At 66.0% G+C, this 24391-nt stretch carries 27 protein-coding genes; 16 read left to right on the top strand and 11 right to left on the bottom strand.

Features of this window, described 5'->3' with window-relative positions; all coding sequences use genetic code 11:
- Window positions 1-6: 6 nt before the first annotated feature.
- The 7 genes from VGP60_RS18740 (at window position 7) to VGP60_RS18710 (ending at window position 3338) form a co-directional block, all read left to right on the top strand.
- Window positions 7-576 carry an RNA polymerase sigma factor gene (locus VGP60_RS18740; protein ID WP_327549313.1) on the top strand — a complete coding sequence of 190 codons (570 nt, stop codon included), beginning with the start codon at window positions 7-9 and terminating at the stop codon, window positions 574-576.
- Window positions 567-1139, top strand: a complete 573-nt coding sequence (locus VGP60_RS18735) for an Asp23/Gls24 family envelope stress response protein (protein WP_327549312.1) — start codon at window positions 567-569, stop codon at window positions 1137-1139. Before VGP60_RS18740 ends, VGP60_RS18735 begins: the two co-directional genes overlap by 10 nt.
- Window positions 1140-1177: 38 nt before the next feature.
- Complete coding sequence (locus tag VGP60_RS18730; protein WP_327549311.1) at window positions 1178-1546, top strand: Asp23/Gls24 family envelope stress response protein; 369 nt, start codon at window positions 1178-1180, stop codon at window positions 1544-1546.
- Window positions 1543-1860, top strand: a complete 318-nt coding sequence (locus VGP60_RS18725) for a hypothetical protein (RefSeq protein WP_327549310.1) — start codon at window positions 1543-1545, stop codon at window positions 1858-1860. The genes VGP60_RS18730 and VGP60_RS18725 overlap by 4 nt, the downstream gene beginning before the upstream one ends.
- Window positions 1861-1931: 71 nt before the next feature.
- A complete protein-coding gene (locus tag VGP60_RS18720; protein ID WP_327549309.1) occupies window positions 1932-2093 on the top strand; it encodes a hypothetical protein in 162 nt (53 codons plus the stop codon).
- A 134-nt stretch (window positions 2094-2227) separates the two neighbouring features.
- Complete coding sequence (locus VGP60_RS18715) at window positions 2228-2620, top strand: DUF2784 domain-containing protein (RefSeq protein ID WP_327549308.1); 393 nt, start codon at window positions 2228-2230, stop codon at window positions 2618-2620.
- A gap of 52 nt (window positions 2621-2672) precedes the next feature.
- Window positions 2673-3338 (top strand): RNA methyltransferase, encoded by a 666-nt coding sequence (locus VGP60_RS18710; protein ID WP_327549358.1) that lies wholly within the window; start codon window positions 2673-2675, stop codon window positions 3336-3338.
- A gap of 12 nt (window positions 3339-3350) precedes the next feature.
- Here the strand turns inward: VGP60_RS18710 and VGP60_RS18705 are convergent, their stop codons facing one another.
- The 5 genes from VGP60_RS18705 to VGP60_RS18685 form a co-directional block, all read right to left on the bottom strand.
- A complete protein-coding gene (locus VGP60_RS18705) occupies window positions 3351-5507 on the bottom strand; it encodes a molybdopterin oxidoreductase family protein (RefSeq protein ID WP_327549307.1) in 2157 nt (718 codons plus the stop codon).
- A 102-nt stretch (window positions 5508-5609) separates the two neighbouring features.
- Window positions 5610-6089: an LppA family lipoprotein gene (locus VGP60_RS18700; protein WP_327549306.1), complete on the bottom strand. Its 480-nt coding sequence runs from the start codon at window positions 6087-6089 to the stop codon at window positions 5610-5612.
- A gap of 125 nt (window positions 6090-6214) precedes the next feature.
- On the bottom strand, window positions 6215-7906 hold the full coding sequence (locus tag VGP60_RS18695; RefSeq protein WP_327549305.1) for an alpha/beta hydrolase: 1692 nt from the start codon (window positions 7904-7906) through the stop codon (window positions 6215-6217).
- Window positions 7906-8229, bottom strand: a complete 324-nt coding sequence (locus VGP60_RS18690; protein ID WP_327549304.1) for a hypothetical protein — start codon at window positions 8227-8229, stop codon at window positions 7906-7908. Before VGP60_RS18690 ends, VGP60_RS18695 begins: the two co-directional genes overlap by 1 nt.
- Before the next feature lie 125 nt (window positions 8230-8354).
- Window positions 8355-9227: a DUF5753 domain-containing protein gene (locus VGP60_RS18685; RefSeq protein ID WP_327549303.1), complete on the bottom strand. Its 873-nt coding sequence runs from the start codon at window positions 9225-9227 to the stop codon at window positions 8355-8357.
- A gap of 64 nt (window positions 9228-9291) precedes the next feature.
- Between VGP60_RS18685 and VGP60_RS18680 the strand changes: the two genes are divergently transcribed.
- Both VGP60_RS18680 and VGP60_RS18675 read left to right on the top strand, forming a co-directional pair.
- A complete protein-coding gene (locus tag VGP60_RS18680) occupies window positions 9292-10311 on the top strand; it encodes a helix-turn-helix domain-containing protein (RefSeq protein ID WP_327549302.1) in 1020 nt (339 codons plus the stop codon).
- Window positions 10312-10371: 60 nt separating this feature from the next.
- Window positions 10372-11358, top strand: a complete 987-nt coding sequence (locus VGP60_RS18675) for a glycoside hydrolase family 76 protein (protein WP_327549301.1) — start codon at window positions 10372-10374, stop codon at window positions 11356-11358.
- A 2-nt stretch (window positions 11359-11360) separates the two neighbouring features.
- On the opposite strand, the gene VGP60_RS18670 is transcribed toward VGP60_RS18675, so the two are convergent.
- Window positions 11361-12224 carry a substrate-binding domain-containing protein gene (locus VGP60_RS18670; protein WP_327549300.1) on the bottom strand — a complete coding sequence of 288 codons (864 nt, stop codon included), beginning with the start codon at window positions 12222-12224 and terminating at the stop codon, window positions 11361-11363.
- 99 nt (window positions 12225-12323) lie between these two features.
- Complete coding sequence (locus VGP60_RS18665; RefSeq protein WP_327549299.1) at window positions 12324-13358, bottom strand: LacI family DNA-binding transcriptional regulator; 1035 nt, start codon at window positions 13356-13358, stop codon at window positions 12324-12326.
- Window positions 13359-13532: 174 nt separating this feature from the next.
- Here VGP60_RS18665 and VGP60_RS18660 point away from each other — a divergent pair, with 174 nt between their 5' ends.
- The 7 genes from VGP60_RS18660 to VGP60_RS18630 all read left to right on the top strand — a co-directional run bounded on the left by VGP60_RS18660 (window position 13533) and on the right by VGP60_RS18630 (window position 19483).
- Window positions 13533-14549, top strand: coding sequence for a substrate-binding domain-containing protein (locus VGP60_RS18660; protein ID WP_327549298.1), 1017 nt, complete (start codon window positions 13533-13535; stop codon window positions 14547-14549).
- A complete protein-coding gene (locus tag VGP60_RS18655; protein WP_327549297.1) occupies window positions 14546-15538 on the top strand; it encodes an ABC transporter permease in 993 nt (330 codons plus the stop codon). The genes VGP60_RS18660 and VGP60_RS18655 overlap by 4 nt, the downstream gene beginning before the upstream one ends.
- The gene (locus VGP60_RS18650; protein ID WP_327549296.1) at window positions 15535-16356 is read left to right on the top strand and encodes an ATP-binding cassette domain-containing protein; all 822 of its coding nucleotides are present in this window, start codon (window positions 15535-15537) and stop codon (window positions 16354-16356) included. Before VGP60_RS18655 ends, VGP60_RS18650 begins: the two co-directional genes overlap by 4 nt.
- Entirely contained in the window at window positions 16353-17213 is an 861-nt protein-coding gene (locus VGP60_RS18645) for a PfkB family carbohydrate kinase (protein ID WP_327549295.1), read from the top strand. Before VGP60_RS18650 ends, VGP60_RS18645 begins: the two co-directional genes overlap by 4 nt.
- Window positions 17210-17845: a nucleoside/nucleotide kinase family protein gene (locus tag VGP60_RS18640; protein WP_327549294.1), complete on the top strand. Its 636-nt coding sequence runs from the start codon at window positions 17210-17212 to the stop codon at window positions 17843-17845. The genes VGP60_RS18645 and VGP60_RS18640 overlap by 4 nt, the downstream gene beginning before the upstream one ends.
- A gap of 248 nt (window positions 17846-18093) precedes the next feature.
- A complete protein-coding gene (locus VGP60_RS18635; RefSeq protein ID WP_327549293.1) occupies window positions 18094-18846 on the top strand; it encodes an SDR family oxidoreductase in 753 nt (250 codons plus the stop codon).
- 223 nt (window positions 18847-19069) lie between these two features.
- On the top strand, window positions 19070-19483 hold the full coding sequence (locus VGP60_RS18630) for a VOC family protein (RefSeq protein ID WP_327549292.1): 414 nt from the start codon (window positions 19070-19072) through the stop codon (window positions 19481-19483).
- Here the strand turns inward: VGP60_RS18630 and VGP60_RS18625 are convergent.
- The 4 genes from VGP60_RS18625 to VGP60_RS18610 form a co-directional block, all read right to left on the bottom strand.
- On the bottom strand, window positions 19480-20166 hold the full coding sequence (locus tag VGP60_RS18625; protein ID WP_327549291.1) for a DedA family protein: 687 nt from the start codon (window positions 20164-20166) through the stop codon (window positions 19480-19482). The two genes, VGP60_RS18630 and VGP60_RS18625, sit on opposite strands and share 4 nt — an antisense overlap.
- Window positions 20167-20280: 114 nt before the next feature.
- Complete coding sequence (locus tag VGP60_RS18620) at window positions 20281-21102, bottom strand: YceI family protein (RefSeq protein ID WP_327549290.1); 822 nt, start codon at window positions 21100-21102, stop codon at window positions 20281-20283.
- The gene (locus VGP60_RS18615) at window positions 21099-23690 is read right to left on the bottom strand and encodes an MFS transporter (RefSeq protein ID WP_327549289.1); all 2592 of its coding nucleotides are present in this window, start codon (window positions 23688-23690) and stop codon (window positions 21099-21101) included. Before VGP60_RS18615 ends, VGP60_RS18620 begins: the two co-directional genes overlap by 4 nt.
- Window positions 23687-24214 carry a MarR family transcriptional regulator gene (locus tag VGP60_RS18610; RefSeq protein WP_327549288.1) on the bottom strand — a complete coding sequence of 176 codons (528 nt, stop codon included), beginning with the start codon at window positions 24212-24214 and terminating at the stop codon, window positions 23687-23689. Before VGP60_RS18610 ends, VGP60_RS18615 begins: the two co-directional genes overlap by 4 nt.
- Window positions 24215-24391 lie beyond the last annotated feature (177 nt).

Below are 24391 nucleotides of genomic sequence, written 5' to 3'. Positions count from 1 at the left end.
GGTGCCGTGACCACGACGACAAGCGCGGAATCCGGTACGCCACTCGACGACGCGACGCTGGTGAGCCGAGCCAGAGAAGGTGACGTGCGGGCATACGAACAGCTCGTGCTTCGCTACCAAGGACCGATGTTCCGGCTCGCCTCGCGGATGCTCGCCAACCGCGGTGACGCCGAAGACGTCGTGCAGGAAGTCTTCCTGACGGCGTGGCGCAGGCTTGCCCAGCTCACCGAGAACGCGGCGTTCGTCGGCTGGCTCTACCGCACCACGACCAATCGCTGTCTCAACGTGATCCGCGCGAGGCGTCCGCAGGTGGACGTCGATCTGGACCTGGCGGAGTCACCGCGGTCCGACGCACAGCCCGAGATGGCGGTCGAGGTGAACGTGCAACTGGCGGCGTTGAACGAAGCGTTGCAAGAACTGACACCCGAGCAGCGGGCTTGCTGGCTGCTCCGGGAAGTACACGGCCGCTCCTACGAGGAGATCGGCGAAGTAGTGGGAACTAGCAGTACGGCGGTCCGGGGTCGCATCGCGCGGGCCCGTGCGCAGTTGGCAGAGGTGATGCGGCCATGGCGGTGAATCAGGGGTACGAGCTGCCCTGTGATCGGGACCTCGAACAAGTCTGGGAGCGGCTCGACGCGGTCGGCGAAGGCCTGGCCGACGAGCACGAACTGACCTGTCCGCACTGCCGGACGGCACGGGAAAGCCTGCTGGCACTTCGGGAAGCGACGCAGGAACTGGTCGCGGAGACCGTACAGCCGCCGCCCGATCTGCTCGGGCGGATCATGTCCGCAGTCCGGGCCGAGGTGCGGCGCGGGCAGATGGTCGGCCTGCCGACTTCGGAGCCCGGTGTGGTCGAGGTCAGCGAACAGGCCGTCGCCGTGGTCCTCCGGTACGCCGCCGATTCGGTGGCCGGGATCCGGGCCCGGCGATGCAGCGTGCGCACGGTCGGCGTCGGCGAGGCCGGGGAAAGCCTGGTCGAGGTCGAACTCACCCTCGCGGTGAGCATTCACCACGCGACGGGCGGTGAAGCGCTGGACCGGGTACGGGACCGCGTGAGCGCTGCCGCGGCGGGCAGGGTCGGGCTCCGGTTGGTCAAGCTGGATCTGGTGGTCGACGATATCTACGAGGCCGAGGTTTGAGGATCGAAGGTTGAGGATCGAAGGTTGAGGATCGAAGAATGAGCCTGGAGACCGAGTTCGTCATTTCGGACGCGGTGATCGCGAGTGTCGCGGCGCGTGCGGCGGTGACGACGTCCGGTGTCGTCCGGCTCGAACCGGGACTCAAAGGCCTGGTGACGGCGTGGAGCCGGGCGGCACGGCAGCGGTGGAAGGGCTTGGACCCGGCGCCGGCCGAGGGCGTCCGGGTGCGGGTCATGAGCGGGGTTGTCTCGGTGCACGTCGACCTCGTGACCTCCGCGGTGGATCAGGCCGCCGCCGTCGGGCAGGCCGTGCAACGCGCTGTTTCCCGGGCGGTGACGGCGGAAACCGGACTGGTCGTCGACGAAGTAGCAGTGTCCATTATGGACATCGAACCGGAGATCCGATGATGGCGGTACTGACCGCGAGCGAGGTCACCGAGCTGATCCTCGCCGCCGTGAACTCGGTGCCGGGCCTGCGCCCGGCCATGCTGCTCTCCCAGCAGAACGCCTCCTGGATTCCGTGGGACTGGGAAGGTTCGGCGGTCAGCCTCGACGTCGAGCTCGTGCAGGTCAGGGTGATCGCCTTGTGCCTGCCGCTGCCGCCACTGCTGGAGCTCGCGAGCGCGGCCATCCGGCCGACGCTGGCCGGAACTCCTTGGGAGCGGGCGAAACTGCGGCTCGTGGTCACCGACATCGACGGTGCTGCCTTCTCACCCGGGTGAGACCCACGGCCGGATTTCGCTTTACGGCGAAAATAGGCGCCCGCGCGCCTTAGCGGCGTAATCTCGAACGTGTGGACATCCCGCCTCCGCCGGGCACCCCACCGGAGAAGCCTGGCCCACCGAAGATCCCGCGCCGTGAGAAACCACCCGGCGCGCCGGATCAGTACCCGCGCGAGACCCCGCAGAAGTATCCGCCCGAGCGGCCGGTCGAGATTCCACCCGAGAACCTTTGACAAGCCCACACGCTGGGTAAACGTAGTAACGCGTTGGGTTGAACATCGCTGTCAACAGGTCAACAAGTCGACGTCTCTCAGCTTGAGAGGGGTAACGTCGAAGGGGATCGGGGGATCGCGAAGGGGGGCGCGGGATGGCCAGAGTTCTCGCTGACGTGACGGTGGCGGTGCATATCCTGGCACTGTTGCTCATCGGTTTCGGTGGATTCGTCGCGTGGAAGTGGCCGAAATTCATCTTTGTGCACGTTTTCCTGGCGGCTTGGGGGGTCGCGGTCAACGTGTTCCCCATCCCGTGCCCGCTGACGGCGCTGGAGAACAACTTCCGCCACCAGCAGGGTCTCGGTGACCTGCCGGGCGGGTTCAATGCCTACTACCTCTACGACACGGTCTTCCCGCGGGCCATGCTGCCGATGGTCGCGGTCATCGCATTCGCCGTGGTCGTCTTCTCGTATGTGGGCGCCTACCAGCGGTGGCGCCACCGCGAAGAGGTCAAGGACGCACCAACGCATCGGCTCCGCTTGGGTTAAGTGGTCACGATCGGAAGCACTAAGCCACAATCACCTGGTGGTTGAACCGGGTATGACGGCGTCCGTCGCCGACGAAGAAGGCGGTCCCACCGAGTGGGTGAGGGCCGATGAGGTCGGCGTCGGACCGTGGGAGGGCGAGTGGCCCACTGACGAGCGGTACGACCCTGAGCTGCTGGAAAACGGTGACCGGCGCAACGTCGTCGACGCGTACCGGTACTGGCGGCGCGCGGCGATCGTGTCCGATGTGGACAGCAGGCGGCACACGTTCCACGTGGCGATCGAGAACTTCCAGCACGATCACAACATCGGCACCGTGGTGCGGACGGCGAACGCGTTCGCCGCGGCGGCCGTGCACATCGTCGGGCGGCGGCGCTGGAACCGGCGGGGCGCGATGGTCACGGATCGGTATCAGCACCTGGAACACCACGCCGACATCGCGAGCTTTGTGGCCTACGCCACTGAACACGGCCTAGCTGTGGTCGCCGTCGACAACACTCCCGGCGCGCAGCCGGTGGAAACCGCCGAACTGCCGCGCGACTGCATCCTGCTGTTCGGCCAGGAAGGCCCCGGCCTGTCCGCCGAAGCCCAGGAAGCCGCGTCGCTGGTCGTCTCCATCGCCCAGTTCGGCACCACCCGCTCGATCAACGCCGGCGTCGCCGCGGGCATCGTCATGCACTCGTGGATCCGCCAGCACGCCGACTTGTCTACCTCCTGGTAGCTAGGACACGACCTAGGCGGGGGTGAGCTCGACGGGGATGCCGTTGAGGACGGCGGTGCCCGAGAGCACGTCGAGCTGGGACTCGTCCGCCACCAGGTTCGAGTTGACCCCGGCATGCGCGGCCGCCACCTGGGTGCGGACGCCGTCGAGGTCGTGGCCCCAGCCGTGCGGGATGCTCACGACGCCTTGGCGGACTTCGTCGGTCACCTCCACCGGCACCTCGATCTTGCCCGCGCGGGAGTTCACCGACGCGAGCGCGCCGTCGGCAAGCCCGAGCCGGGTCGCGTCGGCCGGGTGTACCTGGACCGTGCAGCGATTTCCCCCGCGTACCAACGGTTCCAGGTTGTGCATCCACGAGTTGTTGGAGCTCAGATGCCGTCGCCCGATGAGCATCATCCGCTCCTCCGGTGCCTTGGCGAGCTCGGCCGCGAGCCGTGGGACGTCGACGGTGATCGCCTCCGGCGCCAGCTCGATCTTGCCGCTGGCCGTTCGCAGGATCTCCGGCACGCGTGGCTTCAGCGGGCCGAGGTCCACGCCGTGCGGTGCGGCTTCGAGGTCGGCGAGCGTGATGTCGTACGGCCCGGCGCGCAGCATGAGGTCGATCAGCCGCGCGGGTCCGGTGCGGTCGCCCGCGACGGCCGGATCCAGCCCGCCGGACTGGGCGACCTGCCCCGCGACGAAGTCGTCCAACGCCGAAACGCTCGTGTCCGGCCCCTGACCGGTGACGATGCCGGTCAGCCGTAGCAGCGTCTCCCACTCCTGCGGCATCGACGTCGACAGCGGCGCGGGCGTCCAGTTGGCCACGTTGCGCACGGCCAGCTGGTACAGCGCGACGTCGTAATGCGGCCGCTCCAGCTGTGTCGGGCCGGGCAGGATGACGTCCGCCTGCCGGGTCGTCTCGTTGAGGTAGACGTCGATCGAGATCATGAAGTCCAGCTGCCGCAACGCATCCGTGAGCCGCGCGGAGTTCGGTGTGCTGAGACACGGGTTGCCGCTGACGGTCAGCAGCGCACGCACCTGCCCGTCGCCGGGCGTCTCGATCTCCTCCGCCAGCGTCGCTACCGGTACTTCGCCGAAGATCTCCGGCAGCTCGCGCACGCGCGTCTTCCACCGCCCGGTGCGGAACGGCTTGCGACGGGCGCCCGGTCCGGTGTTCTGCCCGGCGGCGGCGAGGGTGAACATCGCGCCGCCTTCGCGGTCGAGGTTGCCGGTGAGCACGTTCAGCACGTCGATGAGCCAGCTGCAGACCGTGCCGAACGTCTGGGTGGTCGTGCCGATGCGGCCGTAGACCGCGGCGCGTTCGGCGTCGGCCAGTTCCAGCGCTATCCGGCGGATCTCCGCCGCGTCGATGCCGGTCAGCGGCGCGACCGCCTCCGGCGTGAAGTCCTTCGCGAGTTCGCGGACGTCGTCGAGCCCGTTGACGTGCTCGGCGAGCCTGCCCAGCGAAACGCGGTTCTCGGCGAACAACACGTTGATCATCGCGAACAACAGCAACGCGTCGGTGCCCGGCCGGATCGCGTGGTGCTCGTCCGCGGCCTCGGTGGTCCTGGTGCGGCGCGGATCGACGACCACGATCTTGCCGCCGCGCTTGCGGATTCCCTTCAGTCGGCCGCGGACGTCGGCGGCGGTCATGAGACTTCCGTTGGACACCAACGGATTCGCGCCGAGAATCAGCAGGTGTTGCGTCCGGTCGAGATCCGGGACCGGGATCGAGAACCCGTCACCGAACATGTACCCGACGGAGAAGTGCTTGGGCACCTGATCGACCGTGCCGGCGGTGTAGAAGTTCTTGGTACCAATGGCTTTGTACAACACCCGCCCGTACAACCCGGCGGAAACGTTGTGCGCGGACGGATTTCCCGCGTAGACCGCGACGGCGTCACGCCCGTGCTGCTCGATGATCGGCCGCAGGCGCGCGTCGATCTCCGCGAACGCCTCGTCCCAGCTGACTTCGACGAACTTGCCGTCGCGTTTGACCAGTGGTGCCGTCAGCCGGTCCGGGTCGTGATGCAACGCGCCGAGCGAAGCGCCTTTCGGGCAGATATAGCCTTTGGAGAAGACGTCGTCGGGATCGCCCTGGACTCGCGTCACCTGCCGCGATTCGTCGATGGTGACGTTCAGTCCGCAGGTGGCTTCGCAAAGCGGGCAGGTCACATGCGCCGTTGTCATCCACAGAACATACCGATCGGTATGTCTGCTAGCAAGGCGCGGCGGGCCTGAGCTACGATGATCTTGCGAACCAGTGCGAGCTCACATAGAGAGTCCAGGATGTCAGTTCTGCGACTGTCGCGGACCGCCGCGCCGCTTCGCCTCGGCGCTCAAATGACAGCCGGTTGTAAGTGTAAGAACCGTGTTCTTTGCGGAACCGAAAGACAGTTCTGCGCCGTACTGGTCATTCAAGTTAAATTCAACATCATCGGGTTTTTCAACATCAAGTGAGACTCGATTGAACCTATAGTCTTTCGACACTTCAGCAACAATCTGCTTCGCCTGCTTCCAGCTTGCGATGAGGGGGGAGGACGTAAACCATCGCGGCAAGTACTTCTTGCTAGAGTCTTTTTGGTCAACTTCGGAAAATTGCGGGGCGCATCCGGAGAATCGAGACGATTCCTGCTGCTCCGTCCATTGTGACAAGTTGAACTCTTGAGTGAGTCGATCTCGTATTGTCGCACGCATTTCTTCGTAGCGCTTGATCGCTTCGTCTATTGTTGGCCTGTTCATGAGTTCCGTGTACTGTTGTTGCTGTGACATGAGACTTCCTGATGGCGTCGGGTTGAGGTATTGGTTGCCATCGCTGCAACTGGTGACTAGCACTAGGCTGGCCGCTAGCAATGTGGCAGTCAGGCTTTGTGAGCGCAAGCAAGTTCTCCCTGTCATTACCGAACCGCAAGCTGGGGCATGCCTGCGACAACGGCGGCGATGTTGTGTTTACTGGTGCTGTCGCTGCCGTCGGGCATGGTCTTGGTGTACTCACTGTGTCCGTGTGAACTTGCCAAGGGGCCGTCCGGCCCCATCACGTCGTGGGTTGACAGCTGGTTCATGCCGGGCATGTCGTACGGCGCCGCTCCGTATCGCCAGAATTCAGGAGCCCATTGGGCGACAGGATCGCCGTCTGCCTTGAGGTTGTAGGCGTGTCCTTCGGGAATCTTCAGGTCGGCCGCGGTGTTGTCGATTCCGAAGTGGTCCGCGATGCCGGGCGAGCCGAAGACCACTGCGTCGTCCACTCCTGTTCCGGCGTGGCTGAGGCTGATTCCGGTGACAATCGATCCCTGAGAATGTCCCAGGGCGGTCAGATGAGGATCGGTCGGACGCGAAGCGTTGATCCCTTCATCGAAATGGGCCAGCTTTTCACCACCAAATGAGGCATTGTCGCCTGTCGCCAATCCAGCCAACGTCGCCGGATCATCGAACGATGACGGTTCGTAACCCAACCACGTAACTGTGGCAACATTCGCCGGATCTCCGTGTCGCAAGAGCATTCTTTCGGCACTCTCTCGAACGCTATCCATGTCGTTGACGTATCCGTCCATACTGCCGTCGACTGTCGAATTCATGCCGGGAGTGAACACAGCCACATGTTGGGCGGTGTCAACATTGCCGTTGGCGACCGCTGCTTTCGGATGATCGCCGGTCAGGTCAAGCGACATGAGCTGCCGGTTGGTATTGATGGTGCCGTCTGGGTTGTGCATCATGTCGCCGATTGCGTCCAGCGCTTTGAGGCGTTCCTCAAGCCGGGGGATTTCCGAGGAATCGCTGTCTTCTCGTTTCAGTCGGTCCAGTTCGGAGCTGAAACTCTGCCGTTCCCGGTCCATCAAGTTCATGTTGGCCTTGCTGCGGTCGGCGGCCTTCACGCCGTCGCGGTTGCCGACCATCTCGGGGTGATCTTTGATCAGTGCAAGTCGCTGGTTAGGCGACAGTGCGGCCCACCACGCCGCGTTCATCGACGGGGCGGCGTTGACCGGCGGTGGTGCGAGGACCGAGAGTGCGCCCATGGTGGCGCCGGAGTTGCCGGCGGCGGCAAGACTGGTGTTCTGGTTGTCGTTGCTGGTCGCGTCGATGGTGTGTCCGGACAGGATGCGGTCGAGCACCGCACAGAAGTCGTCGTCGATGTCGGTGGCCTGGCGGATGACCTCTTCCACCCGGTCCCGCAGCTCAGCCGAAATCCGTTTGCGTTCGTCGGCTACCGCGTCCTTCTGGTTCTCCGGCGTATTCGGGGGCGGCCCGCCATCGACGATCGCGCCATCACCTCCGATGGTGAAGTGGTGCACGCTGGCGAGCCCCTCGGCTTCCTTGACGCCGTTCATCACGCCCGTGATCGCGTCCCCGGTATCGCCCATGCTCCGGCGTCCGGCCGCGACTTCCGCCGCATACTCCTCCAGGTCGTCAATGATTCGGTTCACCTCGGCAGCGGCAGCCGAGGCGGCCTGACCGTGCCAACCTCCGGCAGTGTTGATCCCGCGTAGGTCGTCCGAGCACGCGACCAGCTTGTTGTAAGAGTCGTTGAGTCGCCCAACAGCGTCCTGTAGCGGTCCTGACTGCCACTTCGTCACATCGGCCCAGGTGACCATCAGACCGGCCTCGGGCCACTGGTCGGCATGGGGACGGCGTTCAAGTCGCGGGTGGCCTGATCCTCGTGGGAGGCGTAGGAATTGGCGGCAGTGCTCATGCTCGTTGCATGGGACACCAGCCTGGTCTGTACCGAGTTCTCCCGATCCAGCCACGTCTGATGCAACGTCGTCAGCTTCCCCGCACACCGCGAACCCGGCATCCCCGCATCCCCGGACGGCACCGCCCCCGAGGACCGCACCCCCCGCACCCCATCAGCGACCCGCTGAGCAGCCTTACCGGTCTCTCTGATCTTCTCGATCACCACGTCATGCCCGCCAGTCATCGACCCTCCCCGTAGTCAACTGGTGACACTACGGGAGCAGAGAAGACCGTTTCAACGGTCGAGGACCGATGAACACCGTTCAGGCCACCGGTCGAGGAGGTCTACTCACATCGGTGCGAGTGGAACTACTCAGGGTCGGCCGTCTCTGGTGCCAATGCCTCGCCGGACGCCCGGATGGCAAGGTCTTCGAGGAAAGCGGCCATTCTCGCTGCCGCCTTCGGTGGGACCGCACCGGACTCGATCGTCCGTCGCAGATTCGCGGCAATCTCCGCCATCGACGAGCCGACTTCGGCCAGGCACTCAGTGGCGGCTGTGTATTCGGTCGCCAAGGTGGTGATCATTTTTTTCGTTTCGTCCCGGCTGAGCGCGCTGTCCGCCGATGTCGAGAGAAGGCGCTGGTAGGCGCTGATCTGATGCGGCTGTTCCAGGAATGCCGCCGAGAGTTCGCCCTCCAGGTGGACTATCGGAGTGAAGTCGGCGAACTCCAGCAGTGTGAACGAACCGGTTTGAGCCACGTGCGCTCCCGCTGAAATCGGAATGACCCGCAGTTCCACGTTAGGCCGCACAGAGTATCTCAGCAGATGGTGGAGCTGCTCGGCCATGATCACGCGATCGCCGGTGATCGCGCGCAGGATGGACTCGTGGACGAAGAAGGCCATGCGTGGCGGCGGGGATCGGAGAAAGATGTCCTGCCTGGCAAGACGAGTTCGCACCAGTAGTTCGACACGCTTTCCCGAAGCGTTGATCCCGCGGCTGATCACCGCTCGTGCGTAGCTTTCGGTCTGTAGCAATCTGGGTATCGTCACCAATTGTACTTCTTTGCAGCTCGTCGCTTTGGCTTCCTGCTCGACAAGCGTCCGCGGTTGCTCGCGCGACTCGTGGTCGTACTGCTGAAGCCAGCCTTGGAACCCGAGTTCCCGACTGAGCCGGAGCAACTCCTCGCGCTCGTCACGGTTGACGTTGCACACCAAGAGGATTTCCCTGATTCGGATTTCCATCCGGATGCCTCCCGGTCCGGGTATCGATCTTGTTCGAGTACTAGTTTAGTAGGCAAGATCGGAAATGGGAATCGGTCAGCGGTCTACAGGGGTCTACAAGATGATGGGTTCGGTGCTCAGGAACGCTCGCCAACGGGCAGGCGTGAGCCTTACTCTGATGGCTCAACGGACGAATTTCAGCAAGTCGTATCTGGGGCTTCTGGAAACTGGCAAGCGCGCGGTGACATCCGAGGTGGTCAAGCACTACGAGCGCGCACTGGGTATCACCGGTTTGGATGAAGACATGAATCGCAGAGAGTTACTCCTTGCTGCCGCAGGGCTCGTCGCGACTGAGCCACTGGTTCGCTTGGTGGAAGGTCTGTCCACGCCGGCGAACGCGATGCCCGCACGTGTCGGCATGTCCGAGGTGGCCGCTGTTCGGCAGGCCGCGGAGTTCTACAAGGCGATGGACTTCCGGCACGGTGGCGAAGTAGCTGTGGATGTCGCCGGTGGTGCGCTCAAATGGTCTGTGGGCCTGCTGGAATCTTCGATGCGCGAGGATGTCCGCAAAGCGCTTTTGTCAGCCATAGGAGCACTTTCGGATTGCATAGCATGGGCGCACCACGATTCGGGTCGTAGGCACGAGGCGTTGAAGATGGCAACTGTGGCAATCAGGACGGCAACAGAGGGTGGAGATCGGACGCTGCGCGCACATATTTTATTGAACACAGCGGCTATCGCTGGAAGCACCTCTCCCGATGACGCTGTTCAAGTGTTGAGCCCAACCCTCGACGACAGCTTGGTGTCCGTTATGGGCTACTCGCTCATGCGTACGGCTCAAGCGATGGACCCGCGAAAAGCCGCTCCACTGCGGCAGGCCGCGGCGGAGCGGCTTACGAGCGCGTTCGCCCAGTTCGGGCCGGACAGGAACAGGGGCAAGGCGCATCTTTTGATCAGGATCGCGTCGGTCCGTCTGGAGCAGGACGATCCTGGCGAGGCCAGTCGGCTCGCTGACCAGGCCGAAACGCTGTTGGCCGACGTGCGATCCACCAGAGTTCGCCTGTCTTTCGATCAGCTCAAGCACACCCTTGACTCGGTCAGTTAGTTCGAAGCTGAACGGATCATCGGCAAGCAATCTTGCGAGTGGCAAGGAAAGATGGCGGTCATGACGGCTGAGCGGGCGCAAGCGGCGGAAGACGCGGTGCGCCAACGCCACCTGCGCCGGGTGTGGAGTCTGCCGGGTACCGCGCTCGGCCGCAGTGGCTGGCCGCCTGACCTGGGGCAGCGCCTGCACTGGCACTGGAACTACTGGTGGCAGGCCCAGCTGCTCGACGGCCTCGCCGACGCGCAGCTGCGCAGTCCGTCACCTGAGCGCGAACGGCTGATCGGCCAGGTCGTCCGGTCGATTCACCTGCGGAATTTCGGCCGCTGGACCAACGAGTACTACGACGACATCGCCTGGCTCGGGCTCGCCCTGCAGCGCGTCGGCCACGAAGACGGCCTGCCCCCGATCAGCGCGCAGCTGCACGAGGGCTGGACGCCGGACGCGGGCGGCGGGATCTGGTGGCGGCGCGGCGACCGGTTCAAGAACGTGCCTGCGAACGGTCCAGCCGCGATCTTCCACGCGCGAGAGGGCGATGTCTTGCGCGCCAAGGAGATCGTCGACTGGATGTCGGAGAAGCTTGTCGACCCGGAAACCGGCTTGGTGTGGGACGGGCTCCGGCCGGACACCGGTGAGCTCGTCAAGTTCATTTACACGTACTGCCAAGGGGTTTACCTCGGTGCCTGCCTCGAAGTGTCCCATGTGGACGCTGTGGAGCGGACCATCCGCGCGGTCGCGGACCGGATCGCGCCGGGTGGAGTGCTGATCGGCCAGGGTGGCGGCGATGGCGGTTTGTTCGCCGGGATCCTCGCGCGGTATCTGGCACTGGCCGCGTTGCGGCTTCCGTCCGGTGAAGCGGCGTCAACGGCCCGTTCGCTCGTGCTGAGTTCGGCCGACGCGTGCTGGGCCGGTGCGATCGACGCGCCCGGTGGCCCGCTGTTCAGCGCGGACTGGGCTCGGCCTGCTGTCGTGGACGAAGGCCCTGACCGTGACCTGTCCGTGCAGGTTGGCGCGTGGCTTTTGTTCGAGGCCGCAGCGACCTTGACCTAGTGCTAGCAGCCGCAGGAAGCGCGGTGCAGGAACTTCGGCGGCAGCCGGACGACCTCGTTCTTGCGATCCGGATCCGCGATCCGCGTCAGCAGCAGCTGCACGGCCTTGCGCCCGACCTCCGCGATCGGCTGCGCCATCGTTGTCAACGGCGAGTCGACCGTGCGTGCCCACGCCGTGTCGCCGTACCCGACCAGCGCCAGCTCCGAACCGACGCGGATGCCGCGCCGGTGCAGTTCGTACTGGACGCCGATCATCATCGACTCGCTCGCCACGACCAGCGCCGTCGGCGAAGGCCAGGCGTCGAGCAAGCGGGCCGTCGCCGCGGCGGCGCCACCGGCCGTCGACTGCCCGCAGGCGACCAGCGTGCTGCTCCAGCGCAGGCCGGCCTGCTCGAGGCCCTGCTTGTAGCCCTTCGTGCGTTCGTCGGTGGTCGTCATGCCCGGCTGCCCGGAGATGAGCCCGATCTTGCGGTGCCGCCTGTCGGTCAGGTGCCGGACCAGTGTGCACATGGCCAGGGCGTTCTCGCTGCCCACCTGGTCGACGTCGGTGCGCTTGGCCATCCTGTCGACCAGGACCGTCGGCACGCCCATCCGCACCAGCCCGTTGACCACCGCTTCGTCGCCGGCCGCGGGCACGAGCAGTACCCCGTCGACCCGGTCCGCACGCAGGGAGCGGACGATGGCGGCTTCCTCGCTCACGCTGTCGCCGGTGTCGGCGAGCGTGAGGAGACAGCCGGCTTCGACGGCCGCCGATTCGATCGCGCGCAGCACCTTGCGGGAGTGCGGATCGGACGTCGCCATGGCTACCGCGAACCGGTGGGTGACATGCCTGTCCCACACGGGTAGCTCAGGTGACAATGCGGTCATCGTTGGCGATCATTTCGTCGGCTCTTGCAGCGTCGAGGCCGACGGTAACGCTATTTTTGGCGCTTCTGGCCGCTCAGCGGCGGCGGCTCGTGAGAACCATCAGTGTGGGTGAACGGGACCGCAGCCACACGACTCTCTGTGACGCAATTCCGGTGCCAACCGGACCGTTTCGGGCTTGCGTCCCGGCTCCGCGATCCGGGCGAGCAACAGCCGGACAGCCTGGCGCCCGATCTCGTCGATCGGCTGCGCCATCGTCGTCAGCGGCGGATCCACGAGATCCGACCATTCGACGTCGTCGTAGACCACCACGGGCAGGTCACGGCCGATCTTCAGGCCGCGTTTACGGGCCTCGCGCAGGACCCCGACCATCATCGCGTCGTTCGCGACGACCAGCGCCGTCGGCGGCTCGGGCAGCGCGAGCAACGTGCTCAACGCGAGCGCGCCGCCTTCACGCGAGGAATGCCCGCACGCGACCATTTCCGCCAGCCACGTCAGCCCCGCGCGGCCGAGCCCGAGCCGGTAGCCAAGCGTTCGCTCTTCGCTCGTCGTCAGGCCGGGCGCGCCGCTGATCATGCCGATCCGGCGGTGTCCGAGCGACGCGAGATGGGCCGTCAGAGCGGAAGTCGACTGAATATTTTCGGAGCCGACTTGATCGACGTCCCCGCGTGTCGCGACCCTGTCGACCAGCACTGTCGGGACGTCCAGCGCGACAAGTTCGCTGATGACAGAGCTGTCGCCGGGTGACGGAGTCAGCAGCAGGCCGTCGACCCGTCTCGACCGCAAGGTCCGGACAGTCTCACGCTCCGTGTCAGCGGCGTCGTGCGTGTCGGCCAGCAGGACGGTGTAACCGGCGGAGGCGGCTTCGCGTTCGATGGCCTGCATGAGCACGGCGAAGTACGGGTTGGCGAGCAGTGAGATCGCCACCCCGATCGACCGGGTACCACCGGTGACCAGGGAACGGGCGATCGCGTCGCCGGTGTAGCCGGTGGTCTCGATGGCCTTGAGCACGGCCGCCTTGGTGTCTTCGGCGACCGCACGGGTCCCGTTGACGACATGCGACACCGTGGTGATCGAGACGCCGGCGAGCTCGGCGATGTCACGCTGGGTAGGCCGTGACGAGCGCGGTGGGGGCATCGGATGTTCTCCTCGGAGTTCACTCGCAAGCGTTTGCGCAAACGCTTGCGAGTGAGCATAGGCCGTTCTACCCTCCGGGACCATCATCCCCACCCGTCGCCCGACCACCGCCCCTCAAGGAGACGCTGCGCGCCGCTAGTTCTAATCGGGGCAAGACTCGGAGGTTTAGGACCTATGAGACATCGTCGTCTCGCCACACTCGCCGTCGCCGCGACGTTAGCGGTGTCCACAGCGGGTTGCACGGTAGAACGCCACTGGGGTGGCAGCTCGAATACCGGCGGCAGCGGGAAAGCCAAGGTCGGTCTGGTCACCAAGACCGACACGAACCCCTATTTCGTCGAACTGAGAGCCGCTGCCAAAGCCGCGGCCGACGCGCAGGGCGCGGACTTCAGCGCGCTCGCGGGCCAGTTCGACGGCGATAACGACGGCCAGGTCAGGGCCATCGAGAACCTCATGCAGCAGGGTGCGAACACCATCCTGATCACGCCGAGCTCCTCGACCGGAGTCCTGGACGCGATCGCCAGGGCACGTGAAGCAGGCGTCCTCGTCATCGCGCTCGACACCGCGACCGAACCGGCCGAAGCCGTCGACGCGACCTTCGCGACCGACAACTTCGAGGCCGGTCGCCAGGAAGGCGCGTACGTCAAAGCCGCGCTCGCCGGCGCGGCGCCGAAGCTGCTGATGGTCGACGGGACCGCGGGCAGCACTGTCGACAATCTCCGGCACGGCGGCTTCCTCAAGGGCATCGGCCTCACCGACGGCTCGCCCGAGATCAAGGGCCGGGCCGCGGCCAACGGCGACCAGAGCCTCGCGCAGCAAGGGGTGGAGAACCTGTTGCAGCGCACCACCGACATCAACGCGGTCTACACGATGAACGAGCCCATGGGCCGCGGCACGTATGCCGCGCTGAACGCCCGCGGGCTGGTCAACCAGGTGATCATGGGCTCGATCGACGGTGGCTGCGAGGGCGTGCAGAACGTCAAGGACGGCCAGTACGGCGCCACGGTCATGCAGTTCCCGAAGAAGATGGCCGAGCAGGGCGTCACCGCGGCCGTCGAATACGCCAAGACCGGCAAGAAGCCGAGCGGGTTCGTCGACACGGGATCCGCGGTGATCTCCGACAAGCCGATGCCCGGGGTGCCGAGCCAGGACAGCACTTGGGGCCTGCAGAACTGCTGGGGTGGCAAATGACTACCGCTGTTGCTGTTTCCCGTCCGCAGGACCGGCCGACTCTCGGTGAGTTCTTCCTCCGCGCGCCCGCTGTCGGGCCGGCGCTGGCATTGCTCGTCGCGATCGTCGTCTTCTCGTTGACCACCGACACTTTCCTCCAGCTTGACAACCTTTCCCTTGTCGTACAACAGTCCTTGGTCGTCGGGACGCTCGCTCTCGGGCAGACACTGATCATCTTGACGGCCGGGATCGACCTGTCGAACGCCGCCGCGATGGTGCTCTCGACGTTGATCATGGCGAAGCTGCTCGTCAGCGGAACCAGTGCGATTTTGGCGCTGCTGCTGGGACTCGGCGCCGCTGTGGTGATCGGCGGGGTCGTCGGCTCGCTCGTCACGCGGATCAACCTGCCGCCGTTCATCGTGACCCTTGGGTTCCTGACGATGTTGACCGCCGCCGCGAAGCTTTTCGCCGGCGGGCAAGCGATTCCGGTGCCCAACGGGCTGCTCACCTGGCTCGGCACGCGCCGGTACTTGTTCGGCGGAATCCCGATCACCTACGGGATGACCGTCGCCTTGATCATGTACCTCGTCGTTTGGTACGCGCTGACGAAAACGCCGTGGGGCAAGCATGTCTACGCGGTCGGCAACGCGCCGGAGTCCGCTCGGCTGTCCGGGATCAAGGTCAATCGCACGCTGCTTTCGGTGTATCTGGTCGCGGGGCTCATTTTCGGCATGGCGGCGTGGCAGGCGCTCGGGCGCGTGCCCAACGCCGACCCGAACGCGTTCCAGCTGGGAAACCTGGATTCCATCACCGCGGTGGTGCTCGGCGGCACCAGTTTGTTCGGTGGCCGCGGTTCGGTGATCGGCACCATGATGGGTGCGCTCGTGGTCGCGGTCCTGCGATCCGGGCTCACACAGATGGGCGTCGACGCGCTTTACCAGGACGTCGCGACCGGTGCGCTGCTGGTCGCCGCGGTGGCCGTCGACCGACTCGCCAGGAGGCAGTCATGACCTCTCCGATCTCTCCCCAAGCGACACTGTCCGCACGCGGGCTCGTCAAGCGGTACGGGCGCGTCACCGCGATCGACGGTGCCGACTTCGACCTCTACCCGGGCGAAGTGCTCGCCGTCGTAGGGGACAACGGCGCCGGGAAGTCCAGTCTCATCAAGGCTTTGTCGGGCGCGGTCGTGCCGGACGAGGGTGAGATCCAGGTCGACGGCGAGATGGTGCATTTCCGGACACCGATCGATGCCAGGAAGTACGGTATCGAAACGGTTTACCAGGATCTTGCCGTCGCGCCCGCGTTGGATATCGCGTCGAACATGTTCCTGGGACGGGAAAAACGGCGGAAAGACCTTTTTGGACAGTTGTTCCGCAAGCTCGACACCACGACCATGCGGGCCGAGGCGCAGCGGGTGCTCGACGAACTGGGCATCCAGATCAAGTCGATCACCCAGCCCGTCGAGACGTTGTCCGGTGGGCAGCGGCAAGGTGTCGCCGTCGCGCGGGCGGCGGCGTTCGGCACCAAAGCGGTGATCATGGACGAGCCGACGGCGGCGCTCGGTGTCGCGGAGTCGGCGAAGGTGCTCGCGCTCATCGAGCGGATTCGTGATCGCGGGCTGCCGGTCGTGCTGATCAGCCACAACATGCCGCATGTGTTCGACATCGCCGACCGGATCCACGTGCACCGGCTCGGGAAGCGGGTCGCGGTGGTGTCGCCGAAGACGCACACGATGAACCAGGTCGTCGGCCTGCTCACCGGTGCGCTGCGGCTCGGCGAGAACGGTGAGATCGAAGAGGTCGAAGCCGCTGTGAGAGCCGGGCTGTGACGGTTCTGCTGGCGGGTTTGTGCACTGTGGACGTCGTCCAGCGGGTCGACGAGCTGCCGGCGCCGGGCGAGAAGGTCCAGTCGCTGTCCGTGGCCGTCGCGGCCGGGGGGCCCGCGACGAACGCGGCCGTGACCGTCGCGGCGCTCGGTGGTTCGGCGACCCTGCTGACCGTCCTCGGTGCACACCCGCTGGCAGAACTCGCCCGCGCGGACCTCGTCACGCACGGCGTCGACGTCGTCGATGTCCTGCCGGAGCACGCCGACCCGCCCGCGGTGAGCGCTGTCGCCGTCCGCGAGCGCGATGGCGAGCGAACGGTCGTCTCGCACAACGCCGGGGGAATACGTCGACACTTTCCCCGGCTCGAGTTCCCCGAGGGAGTGCGAACGGTACTGGTGGACGGGCACCACCCGGAGCTGGCTTTGGGGGTGGCCAGGTGGGCGCGGGAGAGGGGGGTCCCGGTGGTGCTCGATGCGGGAAGCTGGAAGCCGGTGCTCGACGAACTGCTCCCGCTCGTCGACATCGCCGCGTGCTCCGCGCATTTTTATATACGCGGTAAGGCGCCGGGGCCGAGCCTGCACGAGCGTGGGGTTCCGACGGTTATAACCACCGCGGGCAGTGGTCCGGTCCGCTGGTCGACGTCGACCGCATCGGGTGAGGTCTCCGTCCCACCGGTGACGGCGCGTGACACTCTAGGGGCAGGCGATGTCTGGCACGGAGCGCTGGCCTACGGGGTCGGCCAGTACGAGCTTCCCGAGTTGATCGGGTTCGCCAACGAGGTGGCCGCCGAGCGGGTGCGGCACACCGGGCCCAGGTCATGGGTGACCGCGGTCCGGCACAGGAGAATGGGAGTGCGATGACATCGTTCGAGGACTTGCTGACCAGGGCGCAAGCGTTTGCCAAGCCGGGCCAGCGGAGTGTGCTGGGCATCGTCGGCGCGCCCGCGTCCGGCAAGACCACCCTGGCCTGGAGCCTGGCCAACGCCCTCGGCTCGCGTGCCTGCGTCGTCGGGATGGACGGCTTCCACCTCGCGCAAGTCGAACTGCGCCGGCTCGGCCGCACCGACCGCAAGGGTGCGCCCGACACCTTCGACGCCGCCGGGTACGTCAACATGATCCGCAGGCTGAGCGAAGGCCGCGACACCGTCTACGCGCCCGAGTTCCGGCGCGAGATCGAGGAGCCCATCGCCGGTGCCGTCGCGGTGCCGCCGGAGGTCCCGCTCGTGATCACCGAAGGCAACTACCTCCTGCTGGAGGAAGACCCCTGGAACGGCGTCAAGCCGCTCCTCACCGAGGCCTGGTTCCTCGCCCCCGACGAACCCGAGCGCCTCGAACGCCTGGTCAGCCGTCACCGCCGCTACGGCCGCTCCCTCGTCGAGGCCAAGCAACGCGCCCTCGGCTCCGACCAGCGCAACGCCGACCTCATCGCCAGCACCGCCCCCCGCGCCGACCTGGTTCTGGAAAACCTCCCCCTAACCAACTTCGCCCTCTAACCTCTACGCCCGCGTGCAGTCTGCGCACACGCGAGTGCAATCCATGACCGCATGAGCGCAGTTTGTGCACGCGTGAACCGCCGCGGGATGTCCCGAACGGCGCGTTAGTAGCGCCCCGCAAGGCCTCCACGGCGCTCGCGCGTACGCAGAACGCGATCACGTGTGCATCAAACGCACTCGAGCGTGCGCAAACTGGGGTGTGCGCGATGTCGACATGACGTGGCGTGGGTGCGTGCGAGGATCACCGCATGTCGACATCTGGGGTTGTGATCGTCACTGGCGGGAGTCGCGGCATCGGCGCGGCGGTCTGCGTGCTCGCCGCAGAGCGTGGCTACGACGTGGTGGTCAACTACGCCAACGACCCGTTCGCGGCTGAAGAAGTGGCCGACCATGTGAGAAAACACAACCGCAGCGCCCTCACCGTCCGAGGCGACGTCTCCCAAGAGGACGACGTCCTGGAGCTCTTCGACGCCGCAGCCGAGCTCGGCCCGCTCGCCGGCGTCGTCAACAACGCCGCCATCACCGGCAACACCCCGGGACGGCTCGACGAGCACGAGGTCGACGTCGTCCGCCGGGTGGTCGACGTCAACGTCACGGGCGTCTTCCTGTGTGCCCGTGAGGCCGTGCGGCGCATGTCGACGCGGCATGGCGGGATCGGCGGGGCGATCGTCAACATCTCGTCGACGGCGGCGCGGACGGGGTCCGCAGGGGAGTGGGTGCCGTACGCGGCGACGAAAGCCGCTGTCGAGACGCTCACGTACGGCCTGGCGCAGGAAGTGGCCGACGAGGGGGTGCGGGTCAACGCCGTCGCGCCGGGGATGGTGGAGACGGGGTTGCACACCGCCGCGGGGCTGCCGGATCGGCTCGATCGGATCGCGCCGACGATCCCGATGCGCCGTGCCGGGCAGCCGCCCGAGATCGCGGAGGCGGTGCTCTTCCTGTTGTCGCCCGCTTCGTCCTATACGACCGGGGCTGTCCTGACCGTCGGCGGCGGACGGTGAAAGACCTGCACATCTCGCGGTGAGTTCCGGTTAGTAACAATCCGTTGCGCGCCCGGATGCCGGATGAGCCCGTGTGCAAGGCTGATGGCGCACTCGGTTTCATGATCGCTAGCAGGGCTGGGGAGCCCGTAATTGACCGGGGCCGGATTTTCAGTCTCCGGTCTTGGCGCTTCGATAAGCCTCGGGGTGCGCCGATGGGGGTCGGAAAGGACGGCCACGAAAGATGGCGAAGTTGAGATCTGTGCACCACCTGGCACTCACAGTGACCGATGTGGACCGCAGCGTGCCCTGGTACGCCCGTGTGCTCGAGCTCGAGGAGTTCACGCGACGCGACGACACGGAAACCGGTCTGTGCAAGGTGGTGCTCCGCTCGCCGGGCGAAGAGTTCGCCGTGGTGCTGGTTCAGCACGCGGATACCGGTCGGCGCAGCTTCGACGAGCGCCGTACCGGGCTGGACCATGTCGCTTTCAAGGTCTCGTCACACGCTGAGCTCGCCGAGTGGGAAGACCGCCTCGACGAGTACGGCGTCCACTTCACTCGCGCGACGCCTTCGCGCACGCTTGTCGGGTCGACGGCGATCGTGTTCCGCGACCCCGACGGTATCCAGCTCGAGATCTGGGCGGACCCGGAGCTCTAGGCCCGAGAGCTCCGGGCAGTCGTTTCGGCGTCCGTGTCCTCCACCGGACGCCGCATTTCCTGCCGGTAGCGCCAGATCCCGTACGCGGTCCCGAACACGAAGAACGCGACGCTGATCCAGAGCGCGGCCGTCTTGACCCACGGCAGCGAGTCGAGCAGACCGGCGCCGTAGTAACCGAGCAGCACGAGCGTCGGCACCCAGAGCAGGCCGCCGGTCGCGGTGGCCAGCAGGAACCGGCGCTGATCCATCTTGGCGGCACCCGCGATCAGCGGGGCGAGGGTGCGGATCCACGGGATCCACCTGGCCGCGACGATCGCGAAGAACCCGCGGCGGTCCAGGAAGTTCTGGGCGCGGACGAGGTTGTGCTTGTTCAGTATCCGCCCGCCGCGGCGGGCGATGAGCTTCGTACCCGTCTGTCTGCCGATGTAGTAGCCGATCTGGTTGCCGAAAATCGCCACCAGCAGCGCGGCACCGGACAGCAGCCAGGCGTTCAGGTCCGAACCGTGCTGGGCGAGCACCACCCCGGCGCCGAACAGCAGCGAGTCCCCTGGCAGGAAAAGACCGACGATCAGTGCGCATTCGACGAACACGAAGCTGAGCACGATCACCCACACCAGCACGGGACCGGCCGTGTCCAACCAGCTCAGGCCGATGCCTGACGCTTCCGCGTAGACCCCATTCACAGTTCGAAGCCTACGTGTGCCGGTTGAGGGCCACCCGACCGAACGGTGTATTTCAGGTATCGGTGACACGAGGAAGGGCCCCTTCTTCGCAGAAGAGGCCCCTCACAACGCGCTTTAGAACTCCGGAAGCGATTCGCCCTGTATGGCCGTGATGTCCAGTTCAATCTTGATGTTGGCCCCGATAGCGGCGACGCCTGCGCGAGCCATCGCGCTGTAGTTGATCGCGAAGTCGTTGCGGTGCAGCTGGGTTTCCGCGTGGAAGGCCATCCGGATGCCACCCCACGGGTCCGCGCCGAACCCGCCGTACCGCACGTCGAGCTCGATCTGCCGACGCTCGCCGTGCAGCGACAGATCACCGACCAGCGTCCACGAGTCCGTGCCGCGCTGCCGCAGTTCTGTGCTCGTGAACCCGATGATCGGATGCGCTTCGACGTTCATGAAGTCCGACGACCTCAGGTGGTCGTCGCGCATCTTGATCCCGGTTTCGATGGCCGCGGCCTTGATCTCCGCGTCCACATACGACTGCTCGATCGGCCTGCCGACGATGATCCGGCCGGACACCTCGGGGAAGCGCACCTTGATGCTGGTGAACCCGAGGTGCTTGGCCGTGGCGATCACCGACGAGTGCGCCGGGTCGATCACCCACGGGCCCGGCGGCGGCAGCTCGATCGCGCCTTCCGCCGGGTTCAGCAGGATCTCGCCGAGCGAGCCGGAGCCGTCCGACGCGATCTGCGCCGTCCTGGCGATCGGGTTGTGCCCGGCCGAGGTCACCACGGCGGTGTAGACGCCCGGGGGCAGCGACTCGGTCGCCACTGCCCCTTTCGCGTCCGCGACCACCCTGGCGACCTGCAGGCCGGTCATGTCGGTGACCGTCAGGACAGCGTGCTCGACAGCCCAGCCTTCGACCGTGCGGATCCGCGCACGCAGCCCGCTCATGAGCGGTCGACCAGCTCGTCCAGTGCCTGGTCGTAGCCCAGCCGCACGTCGTGGTTCGCTTCCGTGCCGCCCAGCAGGCTGACCTGGCTGGTCGCCGGCGGGTATCCGCTGGCCACCACCGTGTAGCTGCCCTCGGGGAGGTCGCTGACCATGTACCGGCCCTCGGCGTCCGTCCTGGCGACCGCGGACACGTTGCCCTCGGCGTCGAGCACGGTGATCCGGGCGTCCGGCACGATCTTGTCTTCCTCGGTCCTGGCCGTTCCGGCGAGCAGCACCGAACCGGTGAGCTCGACGTCGTGGCTCAGCACGCCGCTGTCCGGGACGGTCAGCGTGACCGCGATCGGCCGGTACAGCTGGCCGCTGACGACCAGCGTGTACTGCCCGGCGCCGACGCCGTGGAAGGCGTACGCGCCATCGGCCTGCGTGATGAACGCGCCGTTGACCTCGCCGCGGGCGTCGGTCAGCGTCACCGTGGCGTTGGCCAGCGGCGTGTGCCTGCCCGCCGTCCACACCGTGCCGGTGAGGCCGCCGGAGCCGGTCAGCGTGATGTCCACCTTGGCCGGACGGCCGCCGATGACCACGCTGGACGCCTGCGGCTGGTGCCCGTTCGCCGAGACGATCAGCACGTAGGTGCCGTCTCCGGGAGTGCCGATCTCGTAGCTGCCGTCGGTGTTCCCGACGCCACGGGCGACCTGACGGCCACGCTGGTCGATCAGGGTCAGCGCGGCACCGGCGACCGAGGTCCCGTCCAGGCGACGCACGTGTCCGTTGACCGGCTGGCCGTGCCCGGTTTCGACGTCGGCCACCGAGTTGAGGATCGGGGTCGGCAACGCGCCTGCCATCGGTTTGAACTCCCCGTGTCCGTTCTCGCTGGCGAGCGAGTGCTTCCCGGCTCCGACCAGCACGGGTTCACGCTGCTCGTTGAACGCTTCGTCCGCGTCGGTCCAAGCGTCGGACACAGCTGCCTCATGGTCGACGGGCAGCAGCGCTTCGCCGCCTTCCATCGTGGACGCCGCCGACGGGCCACCGTCGGACAGCGGGATCTCCTTCATGAACAGCAGCACGATCGACGCCAGCAGCGCGACCCCGGCGGCCACGTAGAAGACCGTGGTGATCGAGTCGGTGAACCCGGTCAGGACCGGGATCCGGATCGCGTCCGGCAGGCCCTGGATCAGGCTCGTGTTGGACTGCAGCTCGGCGAGCTGCAGTCCGGCGCCCTGCGGGAGGTTGCCGTTGAAGGCCTTGGTGATGTTGCCCGGCAGGACGTTGAACAGGATCGTCAGGAACACCGCGACACCCGCGGTACCACCGATCTGGCGGAAGAACGTCGCCGCCGCCGTCGAAACACCCATGTCCTTACGCGGGCCGGCGTTCTGCACCGCGATGATCAGCGTCTGCATGCAGCCACCGAGACCGAACCCGATGATGAACGCGAAGATCAGCGGCTGCCAGATCGGCGTGTTGTATTCGACCTGGGCGAACAGCAGCGCGCCGAGGGCGATCAGGAGCGTGCCGACGACCGGCAGGAACTTGTACCGCCCGCTCCGGCTGGTGATCTGCCCGGAGACGATCGAGCTGCCCATGATGCCGATCATCAGTGGCAGCATCAGCAGACCGGCTTCGGTCGGCGTGTAGCCGCGGACGACCTGCATGTACTGCGGGATCATCGTGATGGCACCGAACATCGCGACACCGACGATGACACCGCCGAGGATCGCCACGCTGAACGTCGAGTTCTTGAACAGCCGGAGCGGGATGAGCGCTTCGTCCTTCATGTGGTTCTCGACGAGGAGGAACAGCAGGATGCCGACGCCGCTGAGGGCGTAGCAAAGGATGGACTTGGAGTCGCCCCAGCCCCATTTGTTGCCCTGCTCGGCCACGATCAGCAGCGGCACGACGGCGACGATCAGGGTGATCGCGCCCCACCAGTCGATCTTGTGGTCCTGGCGCTTGTGCGGGACGTTCAGCACCTTGGCGACGACGAACAGCGCGATGATGCCGATCGGGACGTTGATCAGGAAGACCCAGCGCCACCCGGCGATACCGGCGAGCGAGTCGAACCCGGAGAAGAAGCCACCGAGGATCGGGCCGATCACCGTCGAGGTGCCGAACACCGCGAGGATGTAGCCCTGGTACTTCGCGCGCTGACGCGGCGGGACGATGTCACCGAGGATCGTCATGGCCAGCGACATCAGGCCACCGGCACCGAGACCCTGTACCGCGCGGAACGCGGCGAGCTCGTACATCGACTGCGCGAACGTGGAGGCGATCGAGCCGACCACGAAGATCGAGATCGCGGTGATGAAGAACGGCTTGCGGCCGTAGATGTCGGACAGCTTGCCGTAGATCGGCGTGACGATCGTGGCGGTGACCAGGTAGGCGGTGGTCGCCCAGGCCTGAAGGTCGAAACCGTTCAGGTCGTTCGCGATCTTGACGATAGCGGTGCTGACGATCGTCTGGTCGAGCGACGCCAGGAACATGCCCATCATCAGGCCCGACAGGATCGTCAGGATCTGGCGGTGGGTGAGGACGGGTGCGGCGTCGTCCGACACCACTTCGTCCGGTTGCTTTTCTGCGGTCGTGGTCATGCTTTGGTCCCCTTGGTGATCCCCAGCGCCGGCGTGGGCTCGGCGAATTGTGGAGCGCTTGCTTCAATGCCGGAGTTGAGCCGGCCGAACAGGTTGTTCAGGGTCTTGCGGTCCTCCTGGTTCCAGTCGGCCAGTACTTCGGCCAGCCACTGGTTGCGCTGCTTGCGGTTCTCCTCGAACACCCGCAGTCCTTCGGACGTCGGGGCGAGGAGGCAGGCGCGGCCGTCTTCGGGATCGGCCTGACGTTCGACCAGGCCGTGCTGGACCAGCGAGCTGCTCTGCCTGCTGATCGTGGAAATCTCGGAGTGCAGGGACTCGGCGAGCCGGCTGGTGCGCTGCGGCCCGTCGTGGATCAGGCAGAAGAGGATCGCGTACGCGGCTCGTTCGATGCCGTCCGGTCCCTGCTTGGTCACCTGCGACTTGGCGCGGTTGATCAGGCGGACGAGACGGACCAGGTGCTGGCCGAGGTCGTCGGCGAGATCGAGCTCGGCCGTCGTGGTGACGGCGTTCTGCGAAGGTGCCATGAGGTGGTGTCTTTCACTGAGGGTGTCTTATTTGACTGCTGCAACTAGTTGTCTAAAGCAAGGATGTGCTCGTTCCGCCGGTTGTGCAAGCGGAATAACCCTTCTGTGGTGGACAACACTTTAGTTGCTGTACGCAACTTGTTTCTTATGACCGTTATGCCTGGTTGAGTCCAGAAG

Source organism: Amycolatopsis sp. (assembly GCF_036008905.1).
Taxonomy (GTDB): Bacteria; Actinomycetota; Actinomycetes; order Mycobacteriales; family Pseudonocardiaceae; genus Amycolatopsis.
The sequence above is the reverse complement of the archived record's forward strand: the minus strand, read 5'-3'. Positions and strand labels throughout refer to the sequence as shown.